At 70.3% G+C, this 15,614-nt stretch carries 17 protein-coding genes; 10 read left to right on the forward strand and 7 right to left on the reverse strand.

From position 1 onward, the window contains the following. Nucleotides 1-2 precede the first annotated feature (2 nt). Genes cysM through BHU06_RS01585 form a run of 4 tightly spaced genes read left to right on the forward strand, consistent with a single transcriptional unit; the run spans nt 3 to nt 2,777 of the window. Nucleotides 3-905, forward strand: a complete 903-nt coding sequence (cysM, locus tag BHU06_RS01570; RefSeq protein ID WP_070397378.1) for a cysteine synthase CysM — start codon at nt 3-5, stop codon at nt 903-905. A gap of 4 nt (nt 906-909) precedes the next feature. After that, nucleotides 910-1,455, forward strand: a complete 546-nt coding sequence (locus BHU06_RS01575) for an NUDIX domain-containing protein (protein WP_070397379.1) — start codon at nt 910-912, stop codon at nt 1,453-1,455. A 36-nt stretch (nt 1,456-1,491) separates the two neighbouring features. Further along, the gene (locus tag BHU06_RS01580) at nt 1,492-1,719 is read left to right on the forward strand and encodes a sulfurtransferase TusA family protein (RefSeq protein ID WP_116959620.1); all 228 of its coding nucleotides are present in this window, start codon (nt 1,492-1,494) and stop codon (nt 1,717-1,719) included. A gap of 11 nt (nt 1,720-1,730) precedes the next feature. Beyond that, nucleotides 1,731-2,777: a D-isomer specific 2-hydroxyacid dehydrogenase family protein gene (locus BHU06_RS01585; protein ID WP_239478167.1), complete on the forward strand. Its 1,047-nt coding sequence runs from the start codon at nt 1,731-1,733 to the stop codon at nt 2,775-2,777. 77 nt (nt 2,778-2,854) lie between these two features. On the opposite strand, the gene BHU06_RS01590 is transcribed toward BHU06_RS01585, so the two are convergent. The 4 genes from BHU06_RS01590 to BHU06_RS01605 form a co-directional block, all read right to left on the reverse strand. After that, nucleotides 2,855-5,734, reverse strand: coding sequence for a valine--tRNA ligase (locus tag BHU06_RS01590; protein WP_070397382.1), 2,880 nt, complete (start codon nt 5,732-5,734; stop codon nt 2,855-2,857). A gap of 110 nt (nt 5,735-5,844) precedes the next feature. Beyond that, nucleotides 5,845-6,030, reverse strand: coding sequence for a DUF2783 domain-containing protein (locus tag BHU06_RS01595; protein ID WP_070397383.1), 186 nt, complete (start codon nt 6,028-6,030; stop codon nt 5,845-5,847). Beyond that, nucleotides 6,027-7,766 carry an FAD-dependent oxidoreductase gene (locus tag BHU06_RS01600; protein WP_070397384.1) on the reverse strand — a complete coding sequence of 580 codons (1,740 nt, stop codon included), beginning with the start codon at nt 7,764-7,766 and terminating at the stop codon, nt 6,027-6,029. The genes BHU06_RS01595 and BHU06_RS01600 overlap by 4 nt, the downstream gene beginning before the upstream one ends. A gap of 12 nt (nt 7,767-7,778) precedes the next feature. Continuing rightward, nucleotides 7,779-8,402: a VOC family protein gene (locus BHU06_RS01605; RefSeq protein ID WP_070397385.1), complete on the reverse strand. Its 624-nt coding sequence runs from the start codon at nt 8,400-8,402 to the stop codon at nt 7,779-7,781. Between the two features lie 159 nt (nt 8,403-8,561). On the opposite strand from BHU06_RS01605, the gene yaaA reads away from it, so the two are divergent. From yaaA to BHU06_RS01625, 4 genes are all read left to right on the forward strand, one after another. Beyond that, nucleotides 8,562-9,338, forward strand: coding sequence for a peroxide stress protein YaaA (gene yaaA, locus BHU06_RS01610; RefSeq protein WP_070397386.1), 777 nt, complete (start codon nt 8,562-8,564; stop codon nt 9,336-9,338). Between the two features lie 20 nt (nt 9,339-9,358). Continuing rightward, nucleotides 9,359-10,249 (forward strand): 2OG-Fe(II) oxygenase, encoded by an 891-nt coding sequence (locus BHU06_RS01615; protein ID WP_070397387.1) that lies wholly within the window; start codon nt 9,359-9,361, stop codon nt 10,247-10,249. A gap of 7 nt (nt 10,250-10,256) precedes the next feature. Then, nucleotides 10,257-11,108: an NADPH-dependent 7-cyano-7-deazaguanine reductase QueF gene (gene queF, locus BHU06_RS01620; protein WP_070397388.1), complete on the forward strand. Its 852-nt coding sequence runs from the start codon at nt 10,257-10,259 to the stop codon at nt 11,106-11,108. 193 nt (nt 11,109-11,301) lie between these two features. Then, nucleotides 11,302-11,628 carry an RNA-binding protein gene (locus BHU06_RS01625; RefSeq protein WP_220377564.1) on the forward strand — a complete coding sequence of 109 codons (327 nt, stop codon included), beginning with the start codon at nt 11,302-11,304 and terminating at the stop codon, nt 11,626-11,628. 56 nt (nt 11,629-11,684) lie between these two features. On the opposite strand, the gene BHU06_RS01630 is transcribed toward BHU06_RS01625, so the two are convergent. Continuing rightward, nucleotides 11,685-12,473 carry an anti-sigma factor gene (locus BHU06_RS01630; RefSeq protein ID WP_070397390.1) on the reverse strand — a complete coding sequence of 263 codons (789 nt, stop codon included), beginning with the start codon at nt 12,471-12,473 and terminating at the stop codon, nt 11,685-11,687. A 10-nt stretch (nt 12,474-12,483) separates the two neighbouring features. Next, nucleotides 12,484-13,065 (reverse strand): sigma-70 family RNA polymerase sigma factor, encoded by a 582-nt coding sequence (locus BHU06_RS01635; protein ID WP_083292811.1) that lies wholly within the window; start codon nt 13,063-13,065, stop codon nt 12,484-12,486. A gap of 181 nt (nt 13,066-13,246) precedes the next feature. Here BHU06_RS01635 and BHU06_RS01640 point away from each other — a divergent pair, with 181 nt between their 5' ends. Beyond that, the gene (locus BHU06_RS01640) at nt 13,247-13,816 is read left to right on the forward strand and encodes a ferritin-like domain-containing protein (RefSeq protein ID WP_070397391.1); all 570 of its coding nucleotides are present in this window, start codon (nt 13,247-13,249) and stop codon (nt 13,814-13,816) included. Between the two features lie 72 nt (nt 13,817-13,888). Continuing rightward, nucleotides 13,889-14,437, forward strand: a complete 549-nt coding sequence (locus BHU06_RS01645; RefSeq protein WP_070397392.1) for a DUF3455 domain-containing protein — start codon at nt 13,889-13,891, stop codon at nt 14,435-14,437. Between the two features lie 105 nt (nt 14,438-14,542). Here BHU06_RS01645 and BHU06_RS01650 read toward each other — a convergent pair whose 3' ends face one another. Beyond that, entirely contained in the window at nt 14,543-15,604 is a 1,062-nt protein-coding gene (locus BHU06_RS01650; protein ID WP_070397393.1) for a histone deacetylase family protein, read from the reverse strand. Between the last annotated feature and the right edge of the window lie 10 nt (nt 15,605-15,614).

Genomic DNA, 15,614 nt, shown 5'->3' on the forward strand with positions numbered 1-15,614 from the left:
CCATGCAATACCCCACCATCGAAGACGCCGTCGGCCGCACGCCGCTGGTGGCGCTGCAGCGCATCGGCGCGGCGGACAACGGCCCGCGCGGCAACGTCATCCTGGCCAAGCTGGAAGGCAACAACCCGGCCGGTTCGGTGAAGGACCGGCCCGCGCTGTCCATGATCCGGCGCGCCGAGGAGCGCGGCGACATCAAGCCCGGCGACACCCTGATCGAGGCCACTTCCGGCAACACCGGCATCGCGCTGGCCATGGCGGCGGCCATCAAGGGTTACCGCATGGTGCTCATCATGCCGGAGGACCTGTCCGTCGAACGCGCCCAGACCATGAAGGCCTTCGGCGCCGAGCTCATCCTCACGCCCAAGAGCGGCGGCATGGAGTCGGCGCGCGACCTGGCCGACAAGATGCAGGCCGATGGCAAGGGCCGGGTGCTCGACCAGTTCGCCAATCCCGACAACCCGCGCATCCACTACGAGACCACCGGCCCCGAGCTGTGGGAGCAGACCGGCGGGCGCATCACCCATTTCGTGAGCGCCATGGGCACCACCGGCACCATCACCGGCGTCTCGCGCTTCCTCAAGGAAAAGAACCCGGCCGTGCGCATCGTCGGTGCCCAGCCCAGCGAGGGTTCGCGCATCCCCGGCATCCGCAAATGGCCCGAGGAGTACCTGCCCAAGATCTACGACCCCAAGGCGGTCGACGAGATGATCTACGTCTCGCAGGCCGACGCCGAAGACATGGCCCGGCGCATGGCGCGCGAGGAAGGCATCTTCGGCGGCATCTCCGCCGCCGGGGCGCTCTGGACGGCCCTGCAGGTGTCGCGTCAGGTCGAGAACGCCACCATCGTGTTCGTGGTCTGCGACCGCGGCGACCGCTACCTGTCCACCGGCGTCTTCCCCGCCTGACCCCGTGAGCGGCGACGGCGCCTTCCGCTACTGCCCGCAGTGCGCCACGGCGCTGCGCGAGATCGTCCAGGCCGAGGACGGCGGCGACAAGCGGCGCCTGCGCTGCCCGGCCTGCGGCTACACCCACTGGAACAACCCCACGCCGGTGCTGGCGGCCATCGTCGAGCTCGACGGGCGGGTGCTGCTGGCGCGCAACGCCGCCTGGCCGGGCCGCTTTTTCGGGCTGATCACCGGCTTCATGGAGGCTGGCGAGACGCCGGAGGAGGGCATCCGCCGAGAGATCACCGAGGAAACCTCGCTCGACACCGAGGCCCTGAGCCTGGTGGCCGTGCACGATTTCCAGCGCATGAACCAGGTCATCATCACCTACCACGCCCGCTGCCGGGGCGAGGTGCGCCTGTCGCCGGAGCTGTCGGAGTACCGGCTGCTGGAGCCGGCGGCGGTGCGTTGTTGGCGGGCGGGTACGGGCCTGGCCCTGGCCCAGTGGCTTATGTCACGGGGCTTGCAGCCGCAATTCCTGGACGACACACCAAAGGCCGACGCGGCCTAAAATGCGCCGTTACCCAGACGGAGCCCTGCCTTCATGATCGCTGCTGACCGAGAACTCGACGCCCGGGGCCTGAACTGCCCGCTGCCCATCCTGAAGGCCAAGAAAGCCCTGGCCGAGATGCACAGCGGCCAGACCCTGAAGGTGGTGGCCACCGACGCCGGCTCGGTGCGCGATTTCCAGGCCTTCGCCAAGCAGACCGGCAACCTGCTCGTCCACCAGGAAACGCTGGGCGGCGATTTCGTGTCGGTGCTGAAACGGCGCTGATGCCCACGCCCATGGACGTCCTGCTCGTCGACCCGCTGGTGCCCGAAGCCCTGGCGTGGCTGCAGGAGCGCCATGACGTGGTCTACCTTCCCGAGCTGGCGGACGACCCCGCCGAGCTGCGCCGCGCGCTGGCCGAGGCCCGCGCCGTGGTGCTGCCACCGCACGTGGTGGTCTCCCAGGAATTCCTGGACCATGCGCCCCACCTCATGATGGTCGCGCGCATGCAGATCTCCAGCGACAACACCGACCTCAACGCTTGCGCGCAGCGCGGCGTGCGTGTGCTGCAGGCGCGCAGCGCCACGGTGCGCTCCAACGCCGAGTACCTGCTCTACGGCCTGCTGATGCTCTACCGGCGTGGCATGGTGAGCGCGCTGCTGGGCCGCAAGCTGGGCCAGGTGCGCATGGGCCGCGAACTGGCGGGCAGCACCGTGGGCCTGCTGGGCCTGGCGCCGGTGGCGCACACGCTGGCGCCCATGCTGCGCAGCCTGGGCGTGCGCGTGCTGGGCTACGACCCGGCCGTGCACCACGCCGCCGAGCTCTGGGCCAAGCTGCACGTGGAGCCTGTCCCCCTGCACGAGCTGCTGGAGCGCGCCGACGCCATCTCGCTGCAAATGGTCTACGCCTCGCGCTTCAAGGGCTGGATCAACGAGCGCCTGCTCAACCACTGCAAGCCGGGCCAGCTCTGGGTGGGCGTGAGCCGCAGCGCGCTGTTCGACCCCGAGGCCCTGGCCCTGGCCCTGTGCGACGGCCGCATCGACGCCTGCCTGCTCGACGGTGCCAACGCCCAGTTTGCCGCGCCCGGTTCGCCGCTCTACGGCATTCCCAACCTGCACCTCACGCCCCGCCTGGGTTCGCACACGCGCGAGGCCAAGTTGCGGGCGAGCTGGTACCTGGCCCACCGCATCCACGAAACCCTGTCGCCCGACGACGCGCGCCGCGAGCCGGGCAGCAGCGACTTCTCCATGCTCGACAGCCTGGGCTTCCCCGAGTCGGGCGACCCGCCGCAGTCGGCCTCACCCTCGCAGTGGGCCTCGCTCGCGGCGCTGTCCAGGGACTGACCCCCACCGCGCGGCGCTGTACCCCCTGAGGGGCGGTGCCAGCGGCCCGGCCCAGCCGGTGCCGCTGTGCCCAGGGTTCAGCCCAGGCGCGCCAGCTGGGCCTGCACCTTCTCCAGCGTGGCGCCGAAGTCGGCCAGGCGCTGTTTTTCCTGCTCGATCACCGCCGCCGGCGCGCGCGCCACGAAGCCTTCGTTGCCAAGCTTGCCCTGGGCCTTCGCGATCTCGCCCTGCAGGCGGGTGGCTTCCTTGCCCAGGCGGACCTTCTCGGCCGCGACGTCGATTTCCATGAACAGGCACAGGCGGGCCTCGCCCACCACCGCCACGGGCGCGGCGCCCGCGGCCTGGGCCCAGGCGGCCTCGTCGTCGAACACGCGCACCTCGGCCAGCTTGGCCAGCGACTGCAGCACCGGCGCGGCACCGCGCAGGAAGGCGGCGTCGCCCACGGCGTAGAGCGGCAGGCGCTGGGCCGGTGACACGCCCATTTCGCCACGCAGGGTGCGGCAGGCGTCCACCAGCTTCTTCAGGCGCGCCACATGGGCTTCGGCGGCCTCGTCGATGCGCTCAGGCTGGCTCACCGGGTAGGCGGCCAGCGCCACCGATTCGCCGGCCCGCCCGGCCACCGGCGCCACCTTCTGCCACAGCTCTTCGGTGATGAAGGGAATGATGGGGTGGGCCAGCCGCTGGATGGCTTCCAGCGTGCGGATCAGGGTGCGGCGCGTGGCGCGCTGCTGCGCGGCGTCGCCGGTCTGGATCTGCACCTTGGCGATCTCCAGGTACCAGTCGCAGAACTCGTTCCAGACGAAGTCATAGATGGCGTTGGCGACGTTGTCCAGGCGGTACTCGGCGAAACCTTGCGCCACGGTGGCCTCGGTGCGCTGCAGCGCGGAGCTGATCCAGCGGTCGGCCTGGCTGAAGCTGAGGTAGCCATGGAAAGGCTGTCCCACGGCGCATTCGGCCTTGGTGTGCTCTTCGAGGCCGCAGTCCTGCCCTTCGCAGTTCATCAGCACGAAGCGCGTGGCGTTCCAGAGCTTGTTGCAGAAGTTGCGGTAGCCCTCGCAGCGCTTGCTGTCGAAGTTGATGCTGCGGCCCAGCGAGGCCAGGGCCGCGAAGGTGAAGCGCAGGGCGTCGGCGCCGTAGGCGGGAATGCCCTCGGGGAATTCTTTCTCGGTGTCCTTGCGCACGCGCGGCGCGGTCTCGGGCTTGCGCAGGCCGGTGGTGCGCTTGTCCAGCAGCGGCGCCAGCGCGATGCCGTCGATCAGGTCCACCGGGTCGAGCACGTTGCCTTCGCTCTTGCTCATCTTGCGGCCCTGGGCGTCGCGCACCAGGCCGTGGATGTAGACGTGGCGGAACGGCACGCGACCCGTGAAGTGGGTCGTCATCATGATCATGCGCGCGACCCAGAAGAAGATGATGTCGTAGCCCGTCACCAGCACGCTGCTGGGCAGGTAGACGTCGTAGTCCTCGGTGGGGCCGCTCTTGTGCTCGGGCCAGCCCATGGTGCTGAAGGGCACCAGCGCGGACGAGTACCAGGTGTCCAGCACGTCGGGGTCGCGCGTGAGGGTCTTGCCCGGGGCCTGTGCCTGGGCGTCGGCCTGATTGCGCGCCACGTAGACCCGGCCGTCCTCGTCGTACCAGGCGGGGATCTGGTGGCCCCACCAGAGCTGGCGGCTGATGCACCAGTCCTGGATGTTCTTCATCCACTGGTCGTAGGTGTTGACCCAGTTCTCGGGCACGAACTTCACCGCGCCCGAGTCGACGGCGTCGATCGCCTTCTGCGCGATGCTCTTGCCGCTGGGGTCCTGCTCGCTGACCTTGGTCATGGCCACGAACCACTGGTCGGTGAGCATGGGCTCCACCACCTGGCCGGTGCGCGCGCAGCGCGGCACCATGAGCTTGTGCTTCTTGGTCTCGACCAGCAGGCCCAGGGCCTCGAGGTCGGCCACCACGGCCTTGCGGGCCACGAAGCGGTCGAGGCCGCGGTATTTCTCGGGGGCGTTGTCATTGATCGCCGCGTCCAGCGTGAGCACGCCGATCTGCGGCAGGCCGTGGCGCTGGCCCACGGCGTAGTCGTTGTGGTCGTGCGCGGGGGTGACCTTGACCACGCCGGTGCCGAACTCGCGGTCGACATAGGCGTCGGCGATGACCGGAATCTCGCGATCACACAGCGGCAGCTTCACCGTCTTGCCGATCAGACCCGCGTAGCGCTCGTCCTCAGGGTGCACCATGACGGCGCTGTCGCCCAGCATGGTTTCGGGGCGCGTGGTGGCCACCACCACCGAACCGCTGCCGTCGGCCAGGGGGTAGCGGATGTGCCAGAGGAAGCCGTCTTCCTCCTCGCTCTCCACCTCCAGGTCGCTCACCGCCGACTTGAGCACCGGGTCCCAGTTGACCAGGCGCTTGCCGCGGTAGATGAGGCCCTGCTCGTACAGGCGCACGAAGGTTTCGGTCACCACGGCCGAAAGCTTGGGGTCCATGGTGAAGTACTCGCGCGACCAGTCCACGGTGTCGCCCATGCGGCGCATCTGTGTGGTGATGGTGTCGCCGCTCTTTTCCTTCCACTGCCAGACCTTCTGCGTGAAGGCCTCGCGGCCGAGGTCGTGGCGCTTGAGGCCCTGTTCCTGCAGCTGGCGCTCGACCACGATCTGGGTGGCGATGCCCGCGTGGTCGGTGCCCGGCACCCACAGCGTGTTCGCGCCCATCATGCGGTGGTAGCGCGTCAGGCTGTCCATGATGGTCTGGTTGAACGCGTGGCCCATGTGCAGGGTGCCGGTCACGTTCGGCGGCGGCAGCTGGATGGAGAAGGCGGGCGCGCCGGCCTTGGCCTCGCCGGTGCCGCGGAACCCGGCCTTTCCTACGCCGCGCTGCTCCCACCAGGGGCCCCAGCGGGCTTCGATGGGGGCGGGTTCGAAGGACTTGGCCAGCGAGGCCAGTCCGGGTTGCTGCACGGTGTCGGTCATGGGGGACGCCAGTAATGGCAACGGCATCCCGTGGGATGCCGTTGGAGATGACGGGGGGAAGCGGGCATTTTAGCCCGCCACCCCCCGGGGCATGGGGCTTGGCGGCGCTCTCAGGCGGCCTCTCGGGCGGCCTGGATGCACTCGGCCAGCACCACCGCGTCGCCGACCTGATTGGCCAGCAGCAGGATGAGGCGCGCGCTGAACGCCTGGAGTTGCTCGGGCGACAGGCCCGCCTGCGCGTCCAGCAACTGCTCGTAGAAGGTGTCGGCGTCCTGCCAGTGGGGGGTGGTGATCATGCGTGCACTCCGGTGAGGCCCAGGGTGAGGCCAATGGCCTGCACCAGGCGGCCGTCGATGGCGCCGCCGCTGGCGGCGAGGTAGCCGTCCGGCCGCACCAGGGCCCAGGCGGGTTCGTCGCCTTCGGCCAGGCCGCAGGCGCCGCGCAGGTGGCCCTGCGGGTCGCGGACGTGTTCGCTGGCTTGGGCCGGGGCGCGGCCGGCGGGCACCTGCACCGCGCGCAGCGGCGTGGTGGCCAGCACCTCGCGCAGGCGCCGCAGCGCGGGCGCATCCAGCGCGCCAAAGCACAGCAGCAGCAGTTCGCCGCCGGCCCAGTCCAGCAGCTGGTTCATGCGGCCCGCCTGGCCGTTGGCCCAGCGGAAGGCCACGTTCTGGACCGACTGGCCCGCGGCGCTGCCGGGCGCGTACTGCACGATGCGCGATTGCGTGTAGGGGTTGGCCACGGCCATGCGGCCGGTGTTGACGAGGGCGCGCGCGAAGGGGTGGCGCTTGGCCAGGGCGATGGCCGCGTCGCGGTAGACCCGCTCGATGCCCTCGGCCGGGCGCAGGAAGCGCGCGGTGCGGTTGGTCACGCGCACGTTCTCGCGCGCGGCCTCCAGGCGCTCGTCCTCGTAGCTGTCCAGCAGGCCGGGCGCGGCCTGGCCGCGCAGCACGGCGGCCAGTTTCCAGGCCAGGTTGTCGGCGTCGGCCACGCCGGTGTTGCCGCCGCGCGCGCCGAAGGGGCTGACCACCTTGGCCGAGTCGCCCATGAAGTACACGCGCCCGTGGCGCATGTGGTGCACGCACTCGCTGCGGTAGGCGTAGGGACCGACCCAGACGATCTCGACCTCCACCTCGGGGCCGAACTGGCGCGCCAGGCGCTCGCGCACCACGTCCTCGCGGCTGACGTGGGCCGGGTCGGCGTTGGGCGCCATCTGGTAGTCGATGCGCCAGACGTCGTCGGCCATCAGGTGCTGCCAGACCGCGCGGTTCTCGTTGAAGGGCGCCTCGATCCAGGTGTGGCGCTCCGTCGGCGGGCGGGTGCTGAAGCGCACGTCGGCGATGCACCAGCGGTCGTCGCCGCGCTTGCTGTCGAACGGCACCTGCAGCCACTTGCGCAGCGGGCTGTTGCTGCCGGTGGCGTCGATGACGTGCTCGGCCTCGATGCGGTAGCTGCCCGCGGGCGTTTCCACGGTGAGCGTGGCCAACTGCTCGTTCTGCTCAAAGGCGGTGAGGCGGTTGCGCCAGCGCAGCTCGACGTGGCCGAGTTGCTGGATGCGGTCGACCAGGAAGGCCTCGATATAGAACTGCTGGATGTTGATGAAGGGCGGCTGCTGGCTGAGGTTGAAGCTGCCCTGCTGGCGCAGGTCGAAGCTGTAGACCTCGTCGTCGCCAGCGAAGGTGCGGCCCACGCTCCACTGCGTGCCCTTGGCGGCGATGGGCTCGTAGACGCCCAGGCGCTCGAAGATCTCCAGCGATTTCTGCGTGTAGCAGATGCCGCGCGAGGAGGCGCCCTTGACGCCGACGGTGTCGTCCTCGTCGATCAGGATGGCCTTGACACCCAGCCGCGCGAGCGAGCAGGCCAGGGTGAGGCCGGTGATGCCGCCGCCGACGATGACGATGGGGTGGCGGGCCGGCGCCTGGCTGTGGAGTTCTGGGGGCGGCACGAAGGGGTAGGTGGGCAGCTCGTAGCCGCCGCCCTGGGTGAACTCATAGCCGTTGGTGTGGGCGACGTCCCGGTAGGTGTTCAGCGACATGGGTGCCGTCCTTCAGCCCTTGGCCCGCTCGGCCACCTCGGGCCGGTCGTTCTGCTGCGGCTTGAGCGGCGCGGCGCTCTTGCCCGCCGCGCGTTCCTTGCGCCACTGCTCCTTGCGGGCGTTCCATTCGCCCAGGCGGGCGTGCGCGGTCTTGCTTTCCTGCAGCATCTGGAACTCGTCGGCCAGCTGGGCCGTCAGTTCCAGCCGGATGCCGTTCGGGTCGAAGAAATAGATGCTCTTGAAGATGTGGTGGTCGGTCACGCCCAGCACCTCGATCCCGCTCGCCTCCAGGCGCGCCTTGGTGTTCTCCAGCTCGCCGACGGTGTTCACCCGGAAGCTGATGTGGTTCACCCACTTCGGCGTGTTCGGGCTCGGCAGCGCCGCCTCGTCGTCGCCCAGGTCGAAGAAGGCGATGAAGGAGCCATCCTGCAGGCGGAAGAAGAAGTGCGTGTACGGGCAGTACTCGCCCGTGCTGGGCACGTAGTCGCTCTGGATGATGTGGTAGAGCGGCAGGCCCAGGATGTCTTCGTAGAAATGCCGCGTTTCCTCCGCGTCGCGCGCGCGGTACGCGTAGTGGTGCAGTTGCTGGATCGGGGCCGGCGCGGGCAGGTCGGCGCGGGGCATGGCAGGCGTCATGGCGGTCTCCTTGAACGGTGCTGGCAATTTACCATAGTGAAATGCATTTCGCAAAACGTAATTCTCTGGGCGGCGGCCATGGCCCTGGGGCGGGGGGCGGCGGCGGGGCTTCGCGATAATCGAGGTCTCCGTCGGCCCGTCTGGTTCCACCGTTCATCCATGCTATTCCTGATCTCGCCCGCCAAGGCCCTCGATTTCGAGACGCCCCCCCATGTGAAGGCGCACACCCAGCCGCTGTTCGTCGAGCAGTCGGCCGAGCTGATCGAGGTGCTCAAGCGCAAGACGCCGCAGCAGATCGCCACGCTCATGGACCTGTCGGACAAGCTGGCCGCGCTCAACGCCGCGCGCTACGAAGCCTGGGTGCCGAAGTTCACCGCCAAGAACGCCAAGCAGGCTGTGCTGGCCTTCGATGGCGACGTCTACGGCGGCCTGGACGCCAAGAACCTGTCCGAAACCGAGCTGGAGTGGCTGCAGCAGCACCTGTGCATCCTCAGCGGCCTGTACGGCGTGCTGCGCCCGCTTGACTGGATGCAGCCCTACCGGCTGGAGATGGGCACGCGCCTGAAGACGCCGCGCGGCGCCAACCTCTACGCCTTCTGGGGCAGCCGCATCGCCGACTACCTGAACCAGCGCGCCCTGGCCGACAAGAGCCCGGTGGTGATCAACCTGGCCAGCGAGGAGTACTTCAAGGCGGTGGACCTGAAGGTGTTGCGCCCGCGCGTGGTCAGCTGCGTGTTCGAGGAGCGCAAGCCCGCGGGCTACAAGGTCATCAGCTTCATGGCCAAGCGCGCGCGCGGGCTCATGGTGCGCTGGGCGGTGCGGCACCAGGCCAGCACGCCCGAGCAGCTCAAGGCCTTCGACCTCGAGGGCTACCGCTTCACGCCCGACGCGTCCGGGCCCGACCGGCTGGTGTTCCGGCGCGAGGCCACCTCCTGAGAGCGACACCGGAGACCGCCATGTCCCAGTCCGTCACGCCCGAACTGCGCCGCTGGATCATCGAGCAGGCCAGCGCCGGCTGCACGCCCGAGTCCGTGCTCAAGGCCATGCTCGACGCCGGCTGGAACGCCGGTGTGGCCGAGGCCGCGCTGGAGCGCACGCTGCTGGAGCACCTGTCCACCGTTTCGCCCGGCGCGCTGGCCCAGGCCGCCCCCGAAGTGAGGGAGGCCGTGCAGGGCGTGGTGGGGCAGGGCTCGGCGGTGCCGGTCATCGACACCTCGGGTTCGCCGCGCCGCATCGACGCCGGCGACCGCTGGGTGGACGTCATCGCGCACGTGAACCACCCGCGCGTGGTGGTGCTGGGCAACCTGCTCAGCGCCGAGGAGTGCGAGGCCATCATCGAATCGGCCAAGCCCCGGCTGGCGCGCTCGCTCACGGTGCAGACCGCCACCGGCGGCGAGGAGCTCAACCCCGACCGCACCAGCAGCGGCATGTTCTTCGCGCGCGGCCAGACGCCCGAGGTCACGGCCGTGGAGCAGCGCATCGCGCGCCTGGTGGGCTGGCCGATGGAAAACGGCGAGGGCCTGCAGGTGCTGCACTACCGCCCGGGCGCCGAGTACAAGCCGCACTACGACTACTTCGATCCCAACGAGGCCGGCACGCCCACCATCCTCAAGCGCGGCGGCCAGCGCGTGGCCACGCTGGTGATGTACCTCAACGAACCGGCGCGCGGCGGCGGCACCACCTTCCCCGACGTCGGCCTGGAGGTGGCGCCCGTGCGCGGCCACGCCGTCTTCTTCAGCTACGACCGGCCGCACCCGAGCACGCGCACCCTGCACGGCGGCGCGCCGGTGCTCGAGGGCGAGAAGTGGGTCGCCACCAAGTGGCTGCGCGAACGAGAGTTCAGTTAAAGCCGAGATGAGCCAGAACACCCCCGAACAATCGCAGCTGGGCAAGGCCTCGGCCTACGTCGACCGCTACGACCCCTCGCTGATCTTCCCGCTGCCGCGCGAGGCCAAGCGGCGCGAGATCGGCATCGCCGGCGACGTGCCCTTCGTGGGCTGCGACCTGTGGACGGCCTACGAGCTGTCCTGGCTCAACCCGCGCGGCAAGCCGCAGGTGGCCATCGCGCACATCACCGTGCCGGCCGAGAGCACGCACATCGTGGAGAGCAAGTCCTTCAAGCTCTACCTCAACAGCTTCAACAACACGCCCTTCGACAGCGCCGACGCCGTGCGCGATCGCCTGCGCGCCGACCTGAGCGCCGCCGTCTGGCATGGCGGGCCCATGCAGGCCGGCGTGGGCGTGAAGCTGCTGGCGCCCGAACGCTTCGACGCCGAACCCATTCACGAGCTTGACGGCCTGAGCCTGGACCGGCTCGACGTGGAATGCACGCGCTACGAGCCCGCGCCCGAGCTGCTCACGGCGGCCTTCGACGAACAGCCCGTGAGCGAAACCCTGGTCAGCCACCTGCTCAAGAGCAACTGCCTGGTGACCGGCCAGCCCGACTGGGGCAGCGTGCAGATCGCCTACAGCGGCCCGCAGATCGATCAGGCGGGCCTGCTGCAGTACCTGGTGAGCTTTCGCAACCACAACGAATTCCACGAGCAGTGCGTGGAGCGCATCTACATGGACCTGTGGACGCGCTGCAAGCCCGCCAAGCTGAGCGTCTACGCGCGCTACACGCGCCGAGGCGGGCTGGACATCAACCCCTGGCGCAGCAGCCACCCGCAGCAACCGCCGGCCAATGTGCGCACGGCGCGGCAATGAGGGGGCTGACCGTTGGTCAGGCCAATCGCGGAATTGCCGAAATCCTTAGGTGAATCCTGGCATCGCGCGTAGGATCGCCCGCTTCGCCGTCCTCGAACGGCCGTTCACTGACCGCTCGGTCCTCTCGGGCTGGCGGTCTTCTCAGGTGGCCCACTTCCACGTGGCAACCGCCTTCTCTCGCGGCGTCCGTGCCATTGCAGGCCGGCCCGCTTCTCTGAAAGGCTCAGTCATGAGCAGCAAACTGTACGTGGGCAACCTGCCCTACTCCGTCAACGACGATTCGCTTCGTCACAACTTCTCCGAATACGGTGCCGTGGCCTCGGCCAAGGTCATGACCGACCGCGACAGCGGCCGCTCCAAGGGTTTCGGTTTCGTCGAGATGTCCTCCGAGGCCGAGGCGCAAGCCGCCATCAACGGCCTCAATGGCCAGTCGGTGGACGGCCGCCAGATCGTGGTGAACATCTCGCGCCCCAAAGAAGGCGGCGGCGGTGGCTACCGCAGCAACGGTCCGCGCTACTAAGCCCTGACCTCTCGTCAAAAAGCCGGCGCTCGCGCCGGCTTTTTTCTTTGGTCGCCTCAGATCTGCTTGTGGATCAGCGGCCCGTGGAACAGCACCGGCCCGGTGGGGCCGCGCTCGCTGGGCACGCCACCCAGGGGTTCCAGGCTGATGGCCAGCGCGGGCACTTCGCGCACCGCGCTTTCGCTGGCCGCCAGCTGCAGCAGGCGCTCGGGCGTGAGCACGCCCAGCGAGCGGGGCGCCGCGCCCGGCGGCAGCGCCCAGAGCTGCAGCGAACGGTCGGCCGCTTCCTGGTAGCCGCCCACGCGCTGCAGGCTCAGGCGGTTGTGCTTGGGGTCGAAGGTGATCAGCACCGCCGGCCGGGCCTGGTCGTCGTTGAGCACGGACACGTAGCGCACGTCGGGGGTGGCCAGCAGCTGGCGCTGCAGCGCGGCCACTTCGGCGCCGCGCCGGTCCAGTTCGCCGCGCAGCGCGGGCAGCAGCGCCAGCGCCAGCGCCACCGCGCACAGTCCGGCCAATCCGGCGCCGCGCCACAGCGCCAGGCTGTGCCACCAACCCGTGGCCGGCGCCACCGCCGCCTCCTGGCGCTGCTTCGCGAGGGCGGCGCCCTCGGCGTCGGCGCGCACCAGGTTCTGGATGCGCGTCCACACCTGCGGCCCGGGCTCGGCGCCCGCCTGCAGTTCGTTGAGGCTGGCCACGCGGGTCTGCCATTCGATGGCGGCCGCGCGCACCGCGGGCTGTTCGCGCGCGATGGCCTCGAAGCGGCGCCGCGCGCCGCCGCGCAGCGTGCCCAGGGCGTGCGCGGCGGCCAGGCGCTGCAGCAGTTCGGGGTGGCGGTGCAGTTGCATGGCGCGGGCCTCAGGCGAAACGGGCCATGCAGTCGCGCAGCTTGTCCAGGCCGCGGCGGATCCAGGTCTTGACGGTGCCCAGCGGCAGCGCCAGGCGCTCGGCCAGCTCGCCGTGGCTCAGGTCGCGCAGGTAGGCCAGGCTGATCACTTCGCGCTGCTTGTTCTCCAGTTGCCCCAGGCACTGGTGCATGGCCCAGGCCTGCTGGCTCGCCAGGCTGGTGTCCATGGGGTTGGGCGCGTCGCCGGGCAGCGTGTCGGCCAGGACCTCGTCGAGCTCCTGCGTGAGGTGGGCGCGATCGGCCGCGCGGCGGCGCAGCAGGTCCAGTGAGCGGCTGCGCACGATCAGGCCCAGCCAGGCCATGGGCGGGCTCAGTGTGGCGCGGTAGTCGCCCGCGCTGCGCCAGACCTGCAGGTAGGCCTCCTGCAGCGCGTCCTCCGCCGCCTCCGCGGAGCCCAGCACGCGCAGCGACAGCCCGTAGAGCTTGCGCGCGGTGAGGTCGTAGAGCGCCTTCAGCGCGGCCTCGTCGCGCTGGGCGATGCGATCGATCAGGTCCATGAGGAGTTCGTCGGGGTCGGCGCTCATGCGGCGCATTGTGGGGGCGTTTGCATCCACCACTACGCCGGTGTTTCCCGTGTGGATTCAACGCCACCGTGCGGATGCGCACAACCCAGCAAAACAGTCGGGTTCGCTGAATCCGGTGCGGGGCCGGCCTGCGTATGGGTGTCGACGGCCGCCGCTCCCCCTCCTCAAACCCACTGCGAGAGACAAGACCATGAGCACCTCCATCGATCCACGCCGCGCCTTCCTGCGCACCGGCGCCACCCTGTCCGCTGTCGGCCTGGCGATGCTCGCCGGGCGGCCCGCCCTGGCCCAGGGCATGAAGGCCGACGTCGCCAAGGACGTCGACATCCTCAACATCGCGCTCGGCCTGGAGCACGAGGCCATCAACGCCTACCAGCTCGGCGCGGGCAGCGGCCTGCTGCAAAAGCCCGTGCTCGACGTGGCGGTGCAGTTCCAGGGCCACCACAAGGCGCACCGCGACGCCCTGGCCGCCACCATCCGCAAGCTCGGTGGCCAGGCCGTGGCGGAAAAGAAGCTCGATGAGTACGCCAGGGACCTCAAGGCCGATTCGCTGAAGAGCCAGGCCGACGTGCTGTCGCTGGCCGCGCGCCTGGAGCTGGGCGCGACCAATGCCTACCTCAGCGTGATTCCGCCGCTGAGCGACCGCGCGCTGGCCCAGGTGGCCGCGCGGCTGGCCGCCGACGAGACCATGCACTTCACCGTGCTCAGCAGCGCGCTGGGTCGGCCCTTGCCCGCGAACGCCCTGTCGTTCGGCGCCTGAGACCCATTCCAACACGGGTGGGCCATGCACCCGCCCGGCTTTCTCTCCCCAACCTTTGACCGGAGTATTTCCATGATCCTCAAGACCACCCTGGCCGCTTCGGCCGTTCTCGCCATGACCGCCTGCGCCTCTTCGATGGGGGGCCAGCCCATGGTGTTCTCGCAGGCGGGCCTGCCCGACGCGGTGAAGGTGCCCGCCGGCCACCGCGTGGCCATGGAGACCGTGGGCGCGGGCGACATCACCTACGAATGCCGCGCCAAACAGGGCATGGCGGGCCAGTTCGAATGGGTCTTCGCTGGCCCCGACGCCCGCCTGATGGACCGCGGTGGCAAGCAGGTCGGCAAGTACTACGGCCCGCCCGCCACCTGGGAGTCCATGGACGGCTCCAAGATCACCGGCACGCAACTGGCCGTGGCCCCCGGCGGCAGCGGCAACATTCCCCTGCAGCTGGTCAAGGCCAACCCGGCCATGGGCATGGGCGCCATGCAAGGCGTGACCTACGTCCAGCGGGTGGCCACCGTGGGCGGCGTGGCGCCGGCCATGGCCTGTGGCGCGGCCAACCTGGGCGCGAAGCAGGTGGTCCAGTACCGCGCCGACTACATCTTCTACAAGGCCGCCTGAGCCCCCGCCGCTCCGAGGTCCCCTCAGGGGCGCGGCCCGGCGGGCGGGCGCCCCTTTTGCCCTGCGGACGGAGGATCGCCGCAGGGCGCTTTTTCCCGCGCGGCTTTAAGCCGCGCGCTCGAAGCCTTCGAGCAGGTTCACCGCATTGACACCCACTTCGGCCACCGCGTAGCCACCTTCGAAGGTGAAGAGGGTAGGCAATCCCGGCGACGCCAGCGCCGCGCCGATGCCCGCGTAGTCGGCCGAGCGCAGTCGGAAGCCCGAGATCGGGTCGCCCTCGAAGGTGTCCAGGCCGAGCGGCACCACCAGGGCAGTGGCGCCAACGTCCGACACGGCCTGCAAGGCCTGGTCAAGCGCGGCGCGCCAGGCCGCCAGCGCCGTGCCGCGTGGCAGCGGCCAGTTGCGGTTGAAGCCCTCGCCCGCGCCGGCGCCGCGCTCGTCGGCGTGGCCCAGGAAGAAGGGGTACTCGGTGCGCGGGTCGCCGTGCAGGGAGAGCGTGAGCACGTCGGCGCGCTCGTAGAACACGGTCTGCGTGCCGTTGCCGTGGTGGTAGTCCACGTCCAGCACGGCCACGCGGGCGTGGCCGCCGTCGCGCAGCGCCTGCGCGGCGATGGCGGCGTTGTTGAGGAAGCAGTAGCCGCCGTAGAAGCCCGGGCCCGCGTGGTGGCCCGGCGGGCGCGTGAGCGCGAAGGCGGCGCGCTCGCCGGCCAGCACGGCCTGGGCGGCGGCCAGGGCGCAGGCGGCGCCGCCCAGCGCGGCGCGCCAGCTGCCGGCGGTGAGCGGTGTGCCCGAATCGAAAGCGAACTGGCCCAGGCGCGCGGCGATGTTGTCGGGCCAGCCGTCCTGCCGGAAGCCGTGCCGGTTGGGCAGCGGCCAGACCGAGGGCAGGGCGTCGAGGCCCGCGTTGGCCGGGTCCAGCGCCACCCAGTCGTCCCAGGCGGTGCGCAGGAAGTCGAGGTAGCGCGGCTCGTGCACGGCCCGCACGGCGGGCATCAGCGTGGCCTCGTCCAGGGCGGGCTCGCGCAGCTCGCCCAGCGGGCGGCGGCGCAGCTCCGCCAGCACATGCTCCAGGCGCGCCGGGCTCTCATGGCTGGCCACCAGCCGGCCCCGGAACATCTCCTGGCGGCCGGCGTGTTCGGCGTGGCGCGGGTTCAGCAGCGTCAGCACGGCGGGGCGG

The organism is Hydrogenophaga sp. PML113 (genome assembly GCF_001777155.1).
In the GTDB taxonomy this organism is placed as follows: Bacteria; Pseudomonadota; Gammaproteobacteria; order Burkholderiales; family Burkholderiaceae_C; genus Hydrogenophaga; species Hydrogenophaga borbori.